14 protein-coding genes are annotated in these 18,090 nt (G+C 63.1%); 9 read left to right on the forward strand and 5 right to left on the reverse strand.

All coding sequences use genetic code 11. The features are described from left to right. Window positions 1-77: 77 nt before the first annotated feature. The 3 genes from topA to JYG36_RS09265 all read left to right on the forward strand — a co-directional run bounded on the left by topA (window position 78) and on the right by JYG36_RS09265 (window position 3,631). Entirely contained in the window at window positions 78-2,690 is a 2,613-nt protein-coding gene (gene topA / locus JYG36_RS09255; RefSeq protein WP_010226976.1) for a type I DNA topoisomerase, read from the forward strand. A gap of 135 nt (window positions 2,691-2,825) precedes the next feature. After that, a complete protein-coding gene (locus JYG36_RS09260) occupies window positions 2,826-3,347 on the forward strand; it encodes a DUF6586 family protein (protein WP_213603650.1) in 522 nt (173 codons plus the stop codon). A gap of 50 nt (window positions 3,348-3,397) precedes the next feature. Beyond that, window positions 3,398-3,631: a hypothetical protein gene (locus tag JYG36_RS09265; protein ID WP_045194907.1), complete on the forward strand. Its 234-nt coding sequence runs from the start codon at window positions 3,398-3,400 to the stop codon at window positions 3,629-3,631. A gap of 66 nt (window positions 3,632-3,697) precedes the next feature. Here the strand turns inward: JYG36_RS09265 and sulA are convergent, their stop codons facing one another. Together sulA and lexA are read right to left on the reverse strand one after the other, a co-directional pair. Next, the gene (sulA, locus tag JYG36_RS09270; protein WP_213603651.1) at window positions 3,698-4,192 is read right to left on the reverse strand and encodes an SOS-induced cell division inhibitor SulA; all 495 of its coding nucleotides are present in this window, start codon (window positions 4,190-4,192) and stop codon (window positions 3,698-3,700) included. Window positions 4,193-4,202: 10 nt separating this feature from the next. Next, complete coding sequence (gene lexA, locus JYG36_RS09275; RefSeq protein ID WP_045194902.1) at window positions 4,203-4,811, reverse strand: transcriptional repressor LexA; 609 nt, start codon at window positions 4,809-4,811, stop codon at window positions 4,203-4,205. Between the two features lie 230 nt (window positions 4,812-5,041). On the opposite strand from lexA, the gene JYG36_RS09280 reads away from it, so the two are divergent. From JYG36_RS09280 to nagZ, 3 genes are read left to right on the forward strand one after another with little or no spacing between them, the layout of a single operon-like run. Then, a complete protein-coding gene (locus JYG36_RS09280; protein WP_045194900.1) occupies window positions 5,042-5,755 on the forward strand; it encodes a TetR/AcrR family transcriptional regulator in 714 nt (237 codons plus the stop codon). Between the two features lie 46 nt (window positions 5,756-5,801). Beyond that, complete coding sequence (locus JYG36_RS09285; RefSeq protein WP_123565451.1) at window positions 5,802-6,326, forward strand: L,D-transpeptidase; 525 nt, start codon at window positions 5,802-5,804, stop codon at window positions 6,324-6,326. A gap of 22 nt (window positions 6,327-6,348) precedes the next feature. Next, on the forward strand, window positions 6,349-7,347 hold the full coding sequence (nagZ, locus tag JYG36_RS09290; RefSeq protein ID WP_176794328.1) for a beta-N-acetylhexosaminidase: 999 nt from the start codon (window positions 6,349-6,351) through the stop codon (window positions 7,345-7,347). Window positions 7,348-7,437: 90 nt separating this feature from the next. Here nagZ and JYG36_RS09295 read toward each other — a convergent pair whose 3' ends face one another. From JYG36_RS09295 to mfd, 3 genes are read right to left on the reverse strand one after another with little or no spacing between them, the layout of a single operon-like run. Next, on the reverse strand, window positions 7,438-9,756 hold the full coding sequence (locus tag JYG36_RS09295) for a DEAD/DEAH box helicase (RefSeq protein ID WP_213603652.1): 2,319 nt from the start codon (window positions 9,754-9,756) through the stop codon (window positions 7,438-7,440). A gap of 4 nt (window positions 9,757-9,760) precedes the next feature. Next, the gene (locus JYG36_RS09300; RefSeq protein WP_213603654.1) at window positions 9,761-10,324 is read right to left on the reverse strand and encodes a CsiV family protein; all 564 of its coding nucleotides are present in this window, start codon (window positions 10,322-10,324) and stop codon (window positions 9,761-9,763) included. 10 nt (window positions 10,325-10,334) lie between these two features. Beyond that, window positions 10,335-13,784 carry a transcription-repair coupling factor gene (gene mfd / locus JYG36_RS09305; protein ID WP_213603656.1) on the reverse strand — a complete coding sequence of 1,150 codons (3,450 nt, stop codon included), beginning with the start codon at window positions 13,782-13,784 and terminating at the stop codon, window positions 10,335-10,337. 169 nt (window positions 13,785-13,953) lie between these two features. Between mfd and JYG36_RS09310 the strand changes: the two genes are divergently transcribed. The 3 genes from JYG36_RS09310 to sthA all read left to right on the forward strand — a co-directional run bounded on the left by JYG36_RS09310 (window position 13,954) and on the right by sthA (window position 18,055). Next, window positions 13,954-15,417, forward strand: coding sequence for a glyceraldehyde-3-phosphate dehydrogenase (locus tag JYG36_RS09310; protein ID WP_045194887.1), 1,464 nt, complete (start codon window positions 13,954-13,956; stop codon window positions 15,415-15,417). Between the two features lie 73 nt (window positions 15,418-15,490). Next, window positions 15,491-16,489: an FAD:protein FMN transferase gene (locus JYG36_RS09315; protein WP_045194886.1), complete on the forward strand. Its 999-nt coding sequence runs from the start codon at window positions 15,491-15,493 to the stop codon at window positions 16,487-16,489. Window positions 16,490-16,660: 171 nt separating this feature from the next. Then, window positions 16,661-18,055, forward strand: a complete 1,395-nt coding sequence (sthA, locus tag JYG36_RS09320) for a Si-specific NAD(P)(+) transhydrogenase (protein ID WP_038994353.1) — start codon at window positions 16,661-16,663, stop codon at window positions 18,053-18,055. Window positions 18,056-18,090: the final 35 nt, after the last annotated feature.

An 18,090-nucleotide genomic window follows, 5' to 3' on the forward strand; every position in this document is an offset into this window, starting at 1 on the left:
GTTGCCACTATATATAGCGGTGCCGCGTCAGGTACCTGCCGTGTTTTTATTTTCAGTATTCAGGAATTTTCCGATCCATGGGCAAATCGCTGGTCATTGTGGAATCCCCGGCTAAGGCCAAGACCATCAACAAGTACCTGGGCAGCCAGTACGTGGTGAAGTCGAGTATCGGCCATATCCGAGACCTGCCCACCAGCGGTTCGGCCAGCGCCAGCAAGGAGCCTGCCGCCAAGCGCGGCAAGGCCGCCGCGGGCGAAGCGCCGGCCCTGTCGCCGAAAGAGAAGGCGCGCAAGCAGCTGGTTGCGCGCATGGGCGTCGACCCTGACCACGGCTGGAAGGCCAAGTACGAGATTCTCCCGGGCAAGGAGAAGGTCATCGACGAGCTGCGTCGCCTGGCCAAGGATGCCGACACCATCTATCTCGCAACCGACTTGGATCGCGAGGGGGAAGCCATCGCCTGGCACCTGCGCGAAGCCATCGGTGGGGACGACAGCCGCTACAAGCGCGTGGTGTTCAACGAAATCACCAAGAAAGCCATCCAGGAGGCGTTCTCGCAGCCTGGCGAGCTGGATATCGACCGGGTCAACGCCCAGCAGGCGCGGCGCTTCCTCGACCGCGTGGTGGGCTACATGGTTTCGCCACTGCTGTGGGCCAAGATCGCCCGCGGCCTGTCTGCCGGCCGGGTGCAATCGGTGGCGGTGAAGCTGGTGGTCGAGCGTGAGCGCGAAATCCGCGCCTTCATCCCTGAAGAATACTGGGAAGTGCACGCCGACCTGGGTACCGCCAAGGACGCCAAGGTGCGTTTCGAAGTGGCCCGCGAGAACGGCGAAGCCTTCAAGCCGCTGAACGAAGCCCAGGCCATGGCAGCGCTTGCGCAGCTCAAGTCGTCCAGCTACACCGTGGCCAAGCGTGAAGACCGCCCGACCAGCAGCAAGCCGTCGGCGCCGTTCATCACCTCGACCCTGCAGCAGGCCGCGAGCAACCGCCTGGGCTTCGGCGTGAAGAAAACCATGATGATGGCCCAGCGTCTGTACGAAGCCGGCTACATCACCTACATGCGTACCGACTCGACCAACCTTTCGGTCGATGCGGTGGAAATGGCCCGCAGCTACATCGAAAGCGAGTTCGGCAAGAAGTACCTGCCCGAAGCGCCGATCGTCTACGGCAGCAAAGAGGGTGCCCAGGAGGCGCACGAAGCGATTCGTCCGTCCGACGTTAACACCCATCCGACCAAGCTCAGCGGCATGGAGCGTGACGCCGAGCGTCTGTACGAGCTGATCTGGCGCCAGTTCCTGGCCTGCCAGATGCCGCCTGCGCAGTACCTGTCGACCACCGTCAGCGTCACCGCCGGCAACTTCGAACTGCGCGCCAAGGGCCGTATCCTCAAGTTCGACGGCTACACCCGGGTACTGCCGCAGCAGAGCAAGCCGGGCGATGACGATGTGCTGCCGGAAATGAACCAGGGCGAAGTGCTCAAGCTGATCCAGCTCGACCCGAGCCAGCACTTCACCAAGCCGCCGGCGCGCTACTCCGAAGCCAGCCTGGTCAAGGAGATGGAAAAACGCGGCATCGGTCGTCCTTCGACCTACGCGGCGATCATCTCGACCATCCAGGATCGCGGTTACGTGACCCTGCACAACCGCCGCTTCTACTCCGAGAAGATGGGCGACATCGTCACCGAGCGCCTGTCCGAGAGCTTCTCCAACCTCATGGACTACGGCTTTACCGCCGGCATGGAAGAGAACCTCGATGACGTGGCCCAGGGCGAGCGCGACTGGAAAAACGTGCTCGACGAGTTCTACGGCGACTTCAGCAACAAGCTCAAGCTGGCCGAGGACGGCGAGAAGGGCATGCGTGCCAACCAGCCGACCCTGACCAACATTGCCTGCAAGGAATGTGGCCGGCCAATGATGATCCGCACCGCCTCCACCGGCGTGTTCCTCGGCTGCTCGGGCTACAGCCTGCCACCGAAAGAGCGCTGCAAGGCCACCGTCAACCTGGTCCCTGGCGATGAGATCGCCGCCGATGACGAGGGTGAATCGGAATCGCGCGTGCTGCTCAACAAGCACCGTTGCCCGATCTGCTCGACCGCCATGGATGCCTACCTGCTCGATGAGAAGCGCAAGCTGCACATCTGCGGTAACAACCCGGATTGCACCGGCTACGAAATCGAAGAAGGCAACTACCGCATCAAGGGCTACGAAGGGCCGAGCCTTGAGTGCGACAAGTGCGGCAGCGAGATGCAGCTCAAGACCGGCCGTTTCGGCAAGTTCTTCGGTTGCACCAACGCCGAATGCAAGAACACCCGCAAGCTGCTCAAGAGCGGCGAGGCGGCGCCGCCGAAGATGGACGCGGTGAAGATGCCGGAGCTCAAGTGCGAGAAGGTCAACGACACCTACGTGCTGCGTGACGGCGCTTCGGGGTTGTTCCTGGCTGCCAGCCAGTTCCCGAAAAACCGCGAGACCCGCGCACCGCTGGTGATCGAAATCATCCCGCACAAGGACGAGATCGATCCGAAGTACCACTTCCTCTGCGAAGCGCCGAAGAAGGACCCGGACGGTCGCCCGGCAGTCATTCGCTACAGCCGCAAGACCAAGGAGCAGTACGTGCAGACCGAGGTTGACGGCAAGCCGACTGGCTGGCGTGCGTTCTACGACGGCAATGCCTGGAAGGTCGAAGACAAGCGCTGATCGCCAGGTCAGGTAAAAATCGCGGGGCAAGCCCGCTCCTACAGTCTGTAGGAGCGGGCTTGCCCCGCGATGCTTTTCAGGCCTGCACTAGTGTAGATTGATAGACCGCCTTGCAGCCTTTCGGAGGGCACCCAGATGGCCCAGGAACTCTACACCCGCACCAACCAGAAGATTTACTTCGCAGGCCTGGCCCTCGAAGCCCTTGGCAAGGCGCAGGAGAGCCGGGCCATGAACGCCCAGGCGCTGATCCAGGCCGAGCGCGAATCGGCGCTGTTCCACCTGTACGGCGCGTTGCTGGGCTTGTGTCACGAGATTGCCGGGTTCTATCGTTTGCCCCAGGCCGGCGCACCCCGCGCCGAGCTGCTGCTGACCCGCGAAGTGCTTGAGGCCATTGCCATTCCAGAGATGGCCGAACTGGTCGAACTGGCTGAGCAGCGCGAAACCTGGCTGGCGCAACTGCTTGACGCTTATGCCGATTTGTTCCGACCGCCGGTCGCGAAAAAAGCAGCAAAAACCGACGTCACCCAGCCGCTGATCCAGGCGGTGAGCCTCGACGAACCCGAGGCGCCAGCGCTGTCGCGCGATGAGCTGGAAAGCTGGCGGCAAAATCTCAAGCGCCTTACGGTTCGTTTTCGCGAGGGTTTGAGTGAGTGCTGATTGGGGCAACGGCTGGTACAATGCCGGCCTTTCGTGGAGAACAGCCCCTTATGCCAACGTCCTTTCTAGAAATTGTCGAGTTGCCTGATGGCCGGATCGAGCTGCGCCGTGCCGAGGACGAGGGTTCGTTGGTAACCCTGGATTTCTCCGAGGACGCCAAAGCCTTTTTGCAGGGTCAACACGTGGAAGTGGCCAAGGCCATGCTCAGTGTTGGCGTGCAGATGGCTGGCAAGCTGGTGGAAGGCGAGATCGAGCGCGACGACGGGCCGCGGGTTCTGCACTGATCGCCTGCATGGCTTCCTCGTCCTGAGGAAGCCTGGCGAAATCAACATTTGAAACAGACCTGAATATCAGCCGAGGCGGATGTTCAGGCTTTGTGCGTCTCCTGCACGGGCGGCATTGCTCAGTTGCTGACGGGTGCTGCTGCTGACGGTATTGAGCCAGCTGACCACAGTGTGGCTGCGGCCCAGGCGCAGGGCTTCGCAGGCCAGTTGCAAGGCGCTCTGGTTGCCGCGCGGTTGCAGCAGCAGGATGCGCTCGCGGTTCAGCCCGGCCTCGCGCAGCCAGGCCTGGGTCAGGCTGGCGGGTGGAGCGATCAGGGTCAGCCAGCGGGCGTCATGTTCTTCGCTCAACTCGCTCAGTTCACGCAGCATCGGTGCCAGCAGGCTCTGGCAGCTACCCAGTGCGCCACGCAAGGACAGCTCGCTGAAAACCTGGGCCGCGCCGGGGTGGGGTGCAGGCCTGGAGTTTTTCAGTCCGGGCAGTACCGGCTGGGCCAGGAATGCTTCGAACAGTGGCAATTGTGCTTGCAGCGGTACGTTCTGTGACGCAGGGGGGAACTGCATGATGCCTCCTTTACCGGCGTATGACGCCGACACTCAAGCCCTCGATCACCAGTTCCTGGTCTTTCAGGTTGACTTCGATAGGGGCGAATTCGGGGTTCTCGGCAATCAGCCAGACCTTGCTGCCTTCGCGCTTGAAGCGCTTGACCGTGACTTCATCGCCGATGCGGGCGACGACGATCTGGCCGTTACGGGCTTCGCGGCAGGTGTGTACCGCCAGCAGGTCGCCGTCGACGATGCCGACATCCTTCATGCTCATGCCGTGAACGCGCAGCAGGTAGTCGGCACGCGGATGGAAGAACCCCGGGTTGATGTTGCAGGACTCCTCGATGTGTTGCTGGGCGAGGATCGGCGCACCGGCTGCTACCCGGCCGATGATCGGCAGGCCGCTGTCGTCGGGCTTGGCTTCGAAGCCCGGGATGCGAATGCCCCGTGACGCCCCGGGGGTCATTTCGATCGCACCCTTGCGGGCCAGGGCCTTGAGGTGCTCCTCGGCGGCGTTGGGCGATTTGAAGCCCAGCTCCTGGGCGATCTCTGCGCGGGTCGGCGGGAAGCCGTTGTCTTCCAGGCAGCGTTTGATAAAAGCCAGAATCTCAGCTTGGCGTGGCGTCAGTTTTAGCATGTCGATCGCTCTGTCTTTTTATACAGTGACTGGGATTATATACAGTGGGTGGCAAGCTGCAAGCGCCAAGCTTCAAGAAACGGCACAGGGGCGTTCTTGCAGCTTGCAGCTTGTGGCTTGCAGCTATGGTTTAATACGTGACCATATGGCCGCAAAACGGCTGCGCGGACTTGACAAATCACCACTTTGAAACGTATGTTTCAAACAAGTGTTTGTCAGGCGGAGAAGTCATGGCCCAGTCGGAAACCGTAGAGCGCATTCTCGATGCTGCCGAGCAGCTGTTCGCGGAAAAAGGTTTTGCCGAAACCTCATTACGGCTGATCACCAGCAAGGCCGGCGTCAACCTGGCGGCGGTGAACTACCATTTCGGTTCAAAGAAGGCCCTGATCCAGGCGGTTTTCTCGCGTTTCCTCGGGCCGTTCTGCGCAAGCCTTGAGCGCGAGCTGGAGCGTCGCCAGGCTCGCCCCGAGCAAAAGCCCACCCTTGAAGAGCTGCTGGAGATGCTGGTCGAACAGGCCCTGGTGGTACAGCCACGCAGTGGCAACGACCTGTCGATCTTCATGCGCCTGCTGGGCCTGGCCTTCAGCCAGAGCCAGGGTCACCTGCGCCGCTACCTTGAAGACATGTACGGCAAGGTATTCCGCCGCTACATGCTGCTGGTCAACGAAGCCGCGCCGCGCATTCCGCCAATCGAGCTGTTCTGGCGCGTGCACTTCATGCTCGGCGCTGCGGCGTTCAGCATGTCCGGGATCAAGGCCCTGCGCGCCATTGCCGAAACCGATTTCGGCATCAATACCTCGATCGAGCAGGTCATGCGCCTGATGGTGCCGTTCCTGGCCGCCGGCATGCGCGCCGACAGCGGCGTCACCGACGAGGCCATGGCTGCCGCGCAGCTGCGCCCGCGCAGCAAGTCCTCCAGCGCTCCGGTCGCCGCCAAGGCCTGATGCCACGGCTGGGCGCGGCGGGCCGCATCGGCTAAGCTAGCGCCCCATGGCCAGTCTCGATTTCCTGCATATTTCCCTCGCTGATCAATGCCTCTATGGGTTCGCCCAGGGGCAGTTGCGCCTGCGCCTCGAGATCTCCACCGCGCGCAATGGCGCGGGCGAGCTCAATGGTTCAGGTTGCACGCCGCGAGGGCGCCACCAGGTGCGTGCCAAGATCGGCGCCGGCCTGCCGCAAGGCGCGGTGCTGCGCGGGCGGCGCTGGACTGGCGAGACCTGGTCGGCCGAGCTGCATGAACAATTTCCCGGTCGCGACTGGATCCTCACGCGCATTCTCTGGCTCAGCGGTTGCGAGCCGGGCGTCAATCGCCTGGGGCCAGTCGACACCTTTCGTCGTTACATCTACCTGCATGGCACGCCCGATAGCGAACCTATGGGTGTGCCGTTGTCCCATGGTTGCGTGCGCTTGCGCAACGCCGACCTGCTGAGCCTGTTCGACCAGGTGCCGGTGCATTGCCCGGTGCAGATCGACGAAGCCGCGTGCCCCCAATGGGCTCACATCAGCGTCAACTGAAGGATCAATTATGAGTGCCAGCCTGCAAGGCTCCCTGATGGTCGACATCGCCGGTACCTGGCTGACCGCCGAGGACCGCCAGCTTTTGCGCCAGCCCGAAGTGGCCGGCCTGATCATCTTTGCCCGCAACATTGAAAGCCCGCGCCAGGTGCGTGAGCTGTGTGCCTCGATTCGCGCCATTCGCCCGGAACTGATCCTGGCGGTGGACCAGGAGGGCGGTCGGGTCCAGCGCCTGCGCCAGGGCTTTGTGCGCCTGCCGGCGATGCGCGCGATTGCCGACAACGACAACGCCGACTATCTGGCCGAACAGTGCGGTTGGCTGATGGCCACCGAGGTGCTGGCGGTGGGCCTGGACCTGAGCTTTGCGCCAGTGCTGGACCTCGATCACCAGCGCAGCGCGGTGGTCGGCAGCCGTGCCTTTGAAGGCGATCCACAGCGCGCCACGTTGCTTGCCGGTGCTTTTATCCGCGGCATGAACGCTGCGGGCATGGCCGCTTGCGGCAAGCATTTCCCCGGTCATGGCTGGGCCGAGGCCGATTCCCATGTGGCGATCCCTACCGACGAGCGCAGCCTGGAGCAGATCCGCGCAGCCGACCTGGTGCCGTTCACCCGCTTGAGCGGGCAAATGGCGGCAGTAATGCCGGCCCACGTGATCTACCCGCAGGTCGACAACCAGCCGGCCGGTTTCTCCCGCCGCTGGTTGCAGGACATCCTGCGTGGCGAGCTGGGTTTCAACGGGGTGATCTTCAGTGATGACCTGTCCATGGCTGGCGCCCACGTGGTCGGCGATGCGGCCAGCCGCATCGAAGCGGCGCTGAGTGCCGGCTGCGACATGGGCCTGGTGTGCAATGACCGTGCGGCGGCGGAACTTGCCCTGAGCGCGGCCCAGCGCCTGAAGGTCAAGCCTTCGCCGCGGATTGCGCAGATGCGTGGGCAGGGCTTTGCCCGTACCGACTACCGTCAGCAGCCGCGCTGGCTGGAGGCCCTGGGGGCGCTCAAGGAAGCGCAACTGGTCGATTGATGGCAATCGCGGGTCAAGCCCGCTCCCACAGAGGATCGCAATCTTCTGTGGGAGCGGCGGTACGGCGACCCGACTTGACCCGCGATGAATTCAACCGGATCTAGAGCCGTGCCGCTTCCCCGGCAACGGCGCAAACAACGCATCGATATCCTCCGCCGCCAAACGCCAGTCCCCCGCCTGACGCCCATCCAGCACACCCGCCGCCAACGCCGATTTCTCCAGTTGCAACTGCTGGATCTTTTCTTCCACCGTGCCCCGGGTAATCAGCTTGTAGACGAACACCGGCTTCTCCTGGCCGATGCGATAGGCACGGTCGGTGGCCTGGTTTTCCGCGGCCGGGTTCCACCACGGATCGTAGTGGATCACGGTGTCCGCAGCGGTCAGGTTCAAGCCCACACCACCGGCCTTGAGGCTGATCAGGAAGATTTGCAGCTGGCCGCTCTGAAAGTCATGCACCGGCGAGCGGCGATCGCGGGTCTCGCCAGTCAGCAGGGCATAGGCGATACCGCGGTGCTGCAGTTCGGCCTCGATCAGCCGCAGCATGCTGGTGAACTGCGAGAACAGCAGGACGCGTCGCCCTTCGGCCAGCAGTTCTTCGAGCATTTCCATCAGGCTGGTGAGTTTGCCGGAGTGGGCGCCGCGCGCGGTCGAGGCTTGGCTGTTGATCAGGCGCAAATCGCAGCAGACCTGGCGCAGCTTCAACAGCGCTTCGAGGATAATGATCTGGCTGCGCGCCACGCCCTTGCGGGTGATCTCCGCGCGTACTTTCTGGTCCATGGCCAGGCGCATGGTTTCGTACACGTCACGCTGCGCATCGCTGAGCTCGACCCAGTGGATCATCTCGGTTTTGGCCGGTAGCTCGGTGGCCACTTGCTCCTTGGTGCGGCGCAGCAAAAAAGGTTTGATCCGTGCATTGAGGTGTTGCAGGCGCTCATCGTTGCCCTGGCGCTCGATCGGCACCCGGTAGTCGCGGTTGAACGCTTTGGCGTCGCCCAGCCAGCCCGGCAGCAGGAAGTGAAACAGCGACCACAGCTCACCCAGGTGGTTTTCCAGCGGGGTGCCGCTCAGGCACAGGCGCTGGCGTGCGTCGAGCTGGCGCGCCGCCTGGGCCGCCTTGCTGCCCGGGGTCTTGATGTACTGCGCCTCATCGAGGATCAGCACATGCAGCATCAGGCCCTTGAAGTGCGCCAGGTCCTTGGGCAGCAGGGCATAGGTGGTCAGTAGCAGGTCGTAGTCCTGCAGGCTGCCGAAATGCTTGCGTCGGCCGATGCCTTGCAGGGCCAGCACGCGCAAGCCGGGGGCGAAGCGTTCGGCTTCGTCCTGCCAGTTGGGGATCAGGCTGGTGGGCATCACCACCATGGCCGGGCGGGTCAGGCGTCCGGCATTTTTTTCGCTGAGCAGGTGAGCGAGGGTTTGCAGGGTTTTGCCCAGGCCCATGTCGTCAGCGAGGATGCCGCCGACCTCCAGCTCACGCAGGGCCTGCATCCAGCTCAGGCCTTCGAGTTGATAGGTGCGCAGGGTGGCGTTCAGGCCTTCAGGCGTTTGCGCCGGTTGCAGGCGGATATCGCGCAGGCGCTCGGCCAGGCTGCGCACCTGCTCACCGCCTTGCCAGCTCAACGGCAGCTCTTCCAGGGCATTGAGGCGCGTGGCGTCCAGTGTCGGCAGGCGCACGCTGGTTTCGCCGGGTTCACGCAGGTAAAAGTCGCCCAGGGTTGCCAATACCGGCTTGAGGCGACCGTAGGGCAGGGCCACTTGCAGGTTGCGCCGCACTTCACCCACGGGCGCGGGAATCTGCACCAGCAATTGTTCGTCGTCCCGGCGCTTGTGCAACTGCGCAGGGTTGAGCAGTTCCGGGTGGCTGCGCAGCACGTTGAGCAGAATCGGCAGCAGGCTCAGGCGCTGGCCATTGACCTCGATACCCAGTTCCAGGTCGAACCAGTCCCGGCCGCTGGCCTCGTCGATCTGTGCGTACCAGTTGTCGACCTCGGCAAGATTGAAGGCGAAGTCGTCGGTGTACTCGATCTCCCAGCCTTGTTCGCGCAGGGACGGCAGGTCATTGAGCATGAAGCGTAGCCAGGCTGCTTCGGAAGCCAGCTCAAGCAGGTCGCCGGCGCTCTCCGGCAGGGCTTTGCTCTGCCGGGTGGCGATCTTGAAGCCCAGGCGCTGGAGCGTCTGGCGGATTTGGCTTTCGGCCTCGGCGTGGCGCTGCAGACGTTGGCTGCCAGTACTCTCCAGGCGGCTGACGTCCTTGACTTGCCTGCCGCTGGCGCGAATGCCGTCATAGTTGAACGACAGCGCCGCCCGGTGCTGGTGCTGGCGCTGCATCCTGCCGGTTTGCGGCACGTAGGCGCTGAACTCGTGGCTGCCCAGAATCAGGTGAGGCGTGGGGGCAATACCATCGTTAGGCATCGGGTTACTGCTCCATCATCTCCGCAGGCGCAGTGGGAGCGCTGGCTGGCCGGTTGGCCGTGACCTTGAGCAGCAGGGCCAGGTGGCCGCCGTCGAGGAAGGTCAGTTCTCCATTCTTGATGGTGCTGTTGCTCTGCTTGAGCGGTTCGCTCAAGGTCACGCTGCCATTGCCGTCGAACTGGTTGACCCAGAAACTGGCATCAACGGCGATGAAGCGTTCTTCCTTGACGGTCAGGTTGCCCTCGATGGGGAACTGGCCGAAGTGTTCTTCGCCGTCGCTGATCGCCACCGTGCCGGCATCCTGTTTCCAGGCTTTGTGCAGCAGCACGGTGTACTGGTTCGGGTCGGCGGCAAGCTTGGCCGCCTCGTCGGTGAGCGCTGGTTGGCGCAGGTCACCCTCGGCGACGATCTGGGCGCCATTGCGCCAGTCTTCCGGGGCCGACTTGCTGGTAATCGCCGGCACGGCGTTCTGCCGTACCAGGATCATTTCGACCTGATAGGTGCCGTTGGCAAATGCCGTCGGGGCAATCAGTGCCAGCAGCAGGGTCAGGCTACGCGTTGCACGCATGGATCTTCCTTCACGCAGATTGTGGGGTCAGGCGCTCGAACAGCGCCTCAAGGTTGTTGAAGCGTTCTTCTGGGCGCTCCATCGGCACCAGGAACTTGAACTGGGTGGCGCCTTCGAACTTGTAGCGTTTGGGCTGGCCCTGGATCAGCTTGATCAGCACCAGCGGATCGACCGGGGTCTCGGCTTCGAATTCGATCTTGCCGCCGTTGGGCCCGGCATCGACTTTCTTGATCCCGAGTTTTTCCGCCTGCAGCTTGAGCAGGGTCAGGCGCACCAGGTTCTTGGTCGGCTCCGGCAGCAGGCCGAAGCGGTCGATCATCTCCACTTGCAGGTCCTTGAGGCCGTCTTCATCCACCGCCGAGGCGATGCGCTTGTAGAGGATCAGCCGCGCATGGACATCCGGCAGGTAGTCCTCGGGAATCAGCGCCGGCAGGCGCAGGTTGATTTCCGGGCCGCCGCCCATCGGCTGGTCGAGGTTCGGCTGGGCGCCCTTGCGGATGGCCTTGACCGCGCGCTCGAGCATTTCCATGTACAGGGTGAAGCCGACTGCCTGGATCTGCCCGCTCTGGCCTTCGCCGAGCAGCTCGCCGGCGCCGCGGATTTCCAGGTCGTTGGTAGCCAGGACGAAACCTGCGCCCAGGTCCTGGGTGTTGGCGATGGCTTCCAGGCGCTTCTCGGCGTCCGGAGTGATCTGCTGGCGCGGCGGGGTGAGCAGGTAGGCGTAGGCCTGGTGGTGGCTGCGCCCGACCCGGCCGCGCAACTGGTGCAACTGGGCCAGGCCGAACTTGTCGGCGCGCTCGATGATGATGGTGTTGGCGCTCGGCACGTCGATGCCGGTCTCGATGATGGTCGAGGCGATCAGCACGTTGAAGCGCTTGTGGTAGAAGTCGCTCATCACCTGTTCGAGTTCGCGTTCGCGCATCTGCCCGTGGCCGATGCCGATGCGGGCCTCCGGCACCAGTTCGGCGAGGTCGGCGGCGCATTTCTCGATGCTTTTCACATCGTTGTGCAGGTAGTACACCTGGCCACCGCGCAGCAGCTCACGCAGCAACGCCTCTTTGACCGTGCTCTTGTTCTGCTCCATGACAAAGGTGCGCACCGACAGCCGGCGTGCCGGCGGCGTGGCGATGATCGACAGGTCGCGCATGCCGGCCACGGCCATGTTCAGGGTGCGCGGGATTGGCGTGGCGGTCAGGGTGAGGATGTCCACCTCGCTGCGCAGGGCCTTGAGCTGTTCTTTCTGGCGCACACCGAAGCGGTGTTCTTCGTCGATGATCACCAGGCCCAGGTCTTTGATCTTGACGTCGTCCTGCAACAGCTTGTGGGTGCCAATGACGATGTCGATCTTGCCTTCGGCCAGGTCCGCCACCGCGGCAGCGACTTCCTTGGGCGACTTGAAGCGGCTCATCACTTCAACCGTTACCGGCCAGTCGGCAAAGCGGTCGCGAAAACTGTTGTAGTGCTGCTGGGCGAGCAGGGTGGTGGGCACCAGGATCGCCACCTGGCGACCGCCATGCACGGCAATGAAGGCTGCGCGCATGGCCACTTCGGTCTTGCCGAAGCCGACGTCGCCGCACACCAGGCGGTCCATCGGCTTGGCCGCGAGCATGTCCTCGCGCACCGCCTCGATAGCGCTCTGCTGGTCGGGGGTTTCCTCGAAGGGGAAGCCTGCGCTGAAGGTGGCGTAGTCCACCGACGGGTCGGCGAAGGCATAGCCCTTGCGCGCGGCGCGGCGGGCATAGATGTCGAGCAGTTCGGCGGCCACGTCGCGCACCTGTTCGGCAGCCTTGCGCTTGGCTTTCTGCCAGGCTTCGGAGCCGAGCCGGTGCAGCGGCGCCAGGGCGTCGTCGCTGCCGGTGTAGCGGGCGATCAGGTGCAGGTTGGCTACCGGCACATAGAGCTTGGCGCCCTCGGCGTATTCGAGGGTGAGGAACTCGGCGGCCTGGTTGTCGATTTCCAGGGTCGCCAGGCCCAGGTAGCGGCCCACGCCATGGTCGATATGCACCACCGGCGCGCCTTCGCGCAGCTCGGTGAGGTTTTTGATCACCGCATCGTTGTTGGCGTCGCTGCGCTTGTCGCGGCGCCGGCGCTGCATCACCCGCTGGCCGAACAGCGGGCTCTCGGCGACCAGGGCAATGGCCGGGTCGTCCAGCAGCAGGCCTTCGTCCAGCGGGGCGATGGTGATCGCCAGGCGCGCCTTGCCAGCGACGAAAGCGCTCCAGCTGTCGACGGTCTGCGGGCGCAGCTTCAGGCGTTCGAGCAGTTCCAGCAATACTTCGCGGCGCCCCGCCGATTCGGCGGTGAACAGCACGCGGCCAGGGAACGTCTCGAGAAACCCCGACAGCGCCGCCAATGGCTGGTTGGCCTTGGCTTCGATGGCAAGGTTGGGCAGGACCTGGGCCGGGAAGCGTTCGCGGCCGACCCCGCTGTCGAGGTCATCCTGGCTGACCACCACCCGCGGCCAGCTTTTGAGCCGGGCAAAGCAGTCTTCCACCGGCATGAACAGCTCGGCCGGCGGCAGCAGCGGCCGCGCCGGGTCGATGCGACGCTCCTCATAACGGTTGCGTACATCGCTCCAGAAGTGTTCGGCGGCCTGCTCGACACCGGGCAGGGAGAACACCTGGGTGTCCTGGGGCAGGTAGTCGAACAGGGTCGAGGTGTCGTCGAAGAACAGCGGCAGGTAGTACTCGATGCCGGCCGGAGTGATGCCGCTGGAAAGGTCCTGGAAGATCGGGCAGCGGCGAAAATCAACGTCGAAGCGCTCGCGAAAGCGCGCCTTGAAACGCGTCACCGCATCTTTTTGCAGCGGGAACTCGCGGGCCGGCAGCAGCCGCACCGACTCGACCTTGTCGATCGAGCGCTGGGTTTCCGGGTCGAAGGTGCGCAAGGTCTCGATTTCATCATCGAACAGGTCGATGCGGTACGGCAGCTTGCTGCCCATCGGGAACAGGTCGATCAAGGCGCCGCGCACGGCAAATTCGCCGTGCTCGTAGACCGTGTCGACACAGCGGTAGCCGCTGGCTTCAAGACGCGTGCGCATCTGCTCGACATCGAGCTTCTGGCCGATGTCCAGCACCAGGCTGCTGCCGAGCAAGAAGCGCGTCGGCGCCAGGCGGTGCAGGGCGGTGGTGATCGGCACCACGAGAATGCCGTGATCGAGCTCCGGCAGCCGGTACAGGCTGGAGATGCGTTGGGAGATGATGTCCTGGTGCGGCGAGAACAGGTCGTAGGGCAGGGTTTCCCAGTCGGGGAACGGCAGCACCGGCAGCTCGGGCGCAAAAAAGCGCAGCTCCTGCTCGAGGCGGTCAGCGCTCTGGCTGTCGGCGGTCAGCAGCAGGGTGAAGCGTTTGGCGGCGCTGGCCGCTTCGGCAATGGCCAGGCTCAGGGCGGCGCCCGGCAGGTTGCCCCAGGTTTGTTTGCCGGCAGTGGCCGGCAGGTGCGGTAGACGCAGAACAGGCACGGGAGGTCGAGCTCCAAGCGTTGCGACAAAGACGCCAATTGTACCGGGCGCAGGCCCGCGCTGTCAGGTTTGTGCAGGCTAAAAGCATGTAGTGCGATGCTGGCGACAGGCGCTCATTGCCCGATGGGCTGCGGGGCGTCATAATGTAGCCCCTTTTTTCTGTCCCTACATGTGGAAGGTTCCCGTGACTCAGAAGCCCGACCAGTGTCTTGGTGAGTGGATTGATCGTGAAGCGCTTGCAGAAGCGATGATCCCGCTTATCGGTCAGCTCTACCGCAATAACAATGTGGTGAGCTCGATCTATGGCCGTAGCCTGATCAACCGCTCGGTGATCTCGATCCTCAAAGCACACCGCTTTGCCCGTCATCGCCAGACCGACGAAACCGAACTGTCTGTACACGAGACATTCCCGCTGCTCAAAGCCATGAGCGAGCTGAAACTGGGCGCCGCCTCGGTCGACCTGGGCAAGCTGGCCAACAAGTTCAAGCAAGAAGGCAACGGCCGTACTGCCGAGCAGTTCGTGCGTGAAGAAATGGCTGACGTGGTTGGCCAGCAAAACGCTTCGGCACGCAAAGGCACCGACGTCGTGCTGTACGGCTTCGGTCGTATCGGCCGCCTGCTGGCGCGCATCCTGATCGAAAAAACCGGTGGTGGCGACGGCCTGCGTCTGCGCGCCATCGTCGTGCGCAAAGGCGCCGAGAACGATCTGGTCAAGCGTGCCAGCCTGCTGCGTCGTGACTCGGTGCACGGCCCGTTCGATGGCACCATCACCATCGACGAAGCCAACAACACCATCACCGCCAACGGCAACCTGATCCAGGTTATCTACGCCAAGAACCCGAGTGAAGTCGACTACACCCAGTACGGCATCGAGAATGCCCTGATCGTCGACAACACCGGTGTATGGCGCGACGCCGACGGCCTGGGCCAGCACCTGGCCTGCCCGGGCGCGGCCCGCGTGATCCTCACCGCACCTGGCAAGGGCGCGCTGAAGAACATCGTGCACGGCATCAACCATGGCGAAATCAGCGCTGATGACAAGATCATCTCCGCGGCTTCCTGCACCACCAATGCCATCGTTCCTGTGCTCAAAGCGGTCAACGACAAGTTCGGTATCGTCAACGGCCACGTTGAAACCGTTCACTCGTTCACCAACGACCAGAACCTGATCGACAACTTCCACAAGGGCAGCCGTCGTGGCCGCGCCGCGCCGCTGAACATGGTTATCACCGAGACCGGTGCCGCCACTGCAGCCGCCAAGGCACTGCCAGTGCTCAAGGGCAAGCTGACCGGCAATGCGATCCGCGTACCAACGCCGAACGTGTCGATGGCCATCCTCAACCTGAACCTGGAAAAAGCCACCAATCGCGAAGAGATCAACGAGTACCTGCGCCAGATGGCCATGCACTCGGACCTGCACAAGCAGATCGACTACGTGAGCTCCCAGGAAGTGGTCTCCACCGACTTCGTCGGTTCGCGCCACGCCGGTGTGGTCGATGCCGAAGCCACCATCTGCAACGATAACCGTGTTGTCCTGTACGTCTGGTACGACAACGAATTCGGTTACAGCTGCCAGGTAGTGCGCGTGATGGAAGACATGGCTGGCGTCAATCCGCCTGCTTTCCCACGCTAAGCTTGGCTTGATCGTGAAAGACGGGAACCTCAGGGTTCCCGTTTTTTTTGCCTGAATTTTCCCTGGAGGCTGGATGCGCAAGGCAGTGTTGATCGGTGCGATGCTGGGCCTGGCCGGGTGCGGGCAGGGCAACACCCTGGAGCGCATCAGTGGCCCGACCATGGGCAGCAGCTACACCGTGCAGTATGTGCGTACGCCCCAGGGGCCGGCACCGGAGCTGGTCAAGCGCGAGGTCGAGCGGATTCTCGAGGGTGTCGACAGGCGTTTTTCCACCTACCGTAGTGATTCTTTGACCGAAGCTTTCAACAGGCTGCCGGCCAATAGCTGTCAGTCGATGCCGGCCGATGTACTGCAACTGGTGCGGGTCGGCGAGCAACTGGCGCAGCAAAGTGACGGCGCTTTTGACCTGACCGTGGAGCCCTTACTCGACCTGTGGGGCTTTGGCCCGCAGTCGCGGATGGAAAAAGTACCGGATGCCCAGGCCCTGGCTGCCACTCGCCAGCGGGTCGGGCATGGGCATTTGCGCATAGTTGGCGAGCAGCTGTGCAAGGATGCGCCGGTGGAAGTGGACTTCAACAGCATCGCCGCCGGGCATGCCGTAGACCTGCTGGTGGAGCGGCTAAAAGCCCTGGGGGTCGCGAATTTGCTGGTCGAGGCGACAGGTGAACTCAAGGCGATCGGGCGCAAGGCCGACGGCAGCCCGTGGAAAGTGGCGCTGGAACTGCCCCGCGCTGACCGCCAGATAGCCCAGCAAGTGCTGGACGTGGACGGGTTTGGTGTATCGACCTCCGGTGACTATCGCAATTATTTCGAGGAGAATGGCCAGCGCTATTCACACACCTTCGATGCGCGCCAGGGAAAACCCGTGAAACACGAGCTGGCCTCGGTGACGGTGTTTGACCGCTCGACGCTGATGGCTGATGGTTATTCGACCTTGCTGCTGATTCTCGGGCCTGAGCGCGGCTGGGAGTTTGCCCTTCGACACGGGATTGGCGCAGTGTTCGTGACCCGGGTTGCCGATGGTTTCGTCTCCCGCAGTACGCCGGCGTTTGCCCAGGTGCTGGTGAACTGACAATGAATACATGTAGTGCAGAGAAAAATAGCCTACGACGCGACCAAGGGTTAATGTGCGCGGCGTTCAAGCTTGATTAGACTGCACCCGAATTTTTGCATGGCGCCGCTGGCGACATGAGGTAGCCCCGCCCGCCGATGTGGCGCGTGGGCCTGTTCTGAAGGAGTACGCATGGCTGTCTACAACTACGACGTAGTGGTGCTGGGTTCCGGCCCCGCAGGAGAAGGGGCGGCAATGAATGCTGCCAAAGCAGGACGCAAGGTGGCGATGGTCGATAGCCGTCGCCAGGTCGGCGGCAACTGCACCCACCTGGGTACCATTCCGTCCAAGGCCCTGCGTCACTCGGTGCGCCAGATCATGCAGTTCAACACCAACCCGATGTTCCGGGCCATTGGTGAGCCGCGCTGGTTCTCGTTCCCCGACGTGCTGAAAAGCGCCGAGAAGGTGATCTCCAAGCAGGTGGCCTCGCGCACCGGCTACTACGCCCGCAACCGCGTCGACGTGTTCTTCGGCACCGGCAGCTTCGCCGACGAGCAGACCATCGAAGTGGTCTGCGCCAACGGCGTGGTCGAGAAGCTGGTGGCCAAGCACATCATCATCGCCACCGGTTCGCGCCCGTATCGCCCGGCCGATATCGATTTCCACCACCCGCGAATCTACGATAGCGACACCATCCTCAGCCTCGGCCACACCCCGCGCAAACTGATCGTCTACGGCGCCGGCGTGATCGGCTGCGAGTACGCCTCGATCTTCAGCGGCCTGGGTGTGCTGGTAGAGCTGGTAGACAACCGCGGCCAGTTGCTGAGCTTCCTCGACTCGGAAATCTCCCAGGCGTTGAGCTACCACTTCAGCAACAACAACATCACCGTGCGCCACAACGAAGAGTACGAGCGTGTCGAAGGCCTGGACAACGGGGTGATCCTGCACCTGAAATCCGGCAAGAAGATCAAGGCCGATGCCTTGCTCTGGTGCAACGGCCGTACCGGCAACACCGACAAGCTGGGCCTGGAAAACATCGGCATCAAGGTCAATAGCCGTGGCCAGATCGAAGTCGACGAAAACTACCGCACCCACGTGGCGAACATTTACGGTGCCGGTGACGTGATCGGCTGGCCGAGCCTGGCCAGTGCCGCCCACGACCAGGGCCGCTCGGCTGCCGGCAGCATCGTCGACAATGGCAGCTGGCGCTTCGTCAACGATGTGCCGACCGGCATCTACACCATTCCGGAGATCAGCTCGATCGGCAAGAACGAGCAGGAGCTGACCCAGGCCAAGGTGCCTTATGAAGTGGGCAAGGCCTTCTTCAAGAGCATGGCCCGGGCGCAGATTGCCGGTGAGCCACAAGGCATGCTGAAGATCCTGTTCCACCGCGAAACCCTGGAAATCCTCGGCGTGCACTGCTTCGGCTACCAGGCCTCGGAGATCGTTCACATTGGTCAGGCGATCATGGACCAGCCGGGTGAGCGCAATACCCTGAAGTACTTCGTCAACACCACCTTCAACTACCCGACCATGGCTGAAGCCTATCGGGTAGCGGCTTACGACGGCCTCAACCGGCTTTTTTGAGCGGCTCCGGCCGGTGGCCTGAGCCGGCCGGGGAG

The sequence above is a fragment of the Pseudomonas sp. SORT22 genome (assembly GCF_018417635.1).
GTDB lineage: Bacteria > Pseudomonadota > Gammaproteobacteria > Pseudomonadales > Pseudomonadaceae > Aquipseudomonas.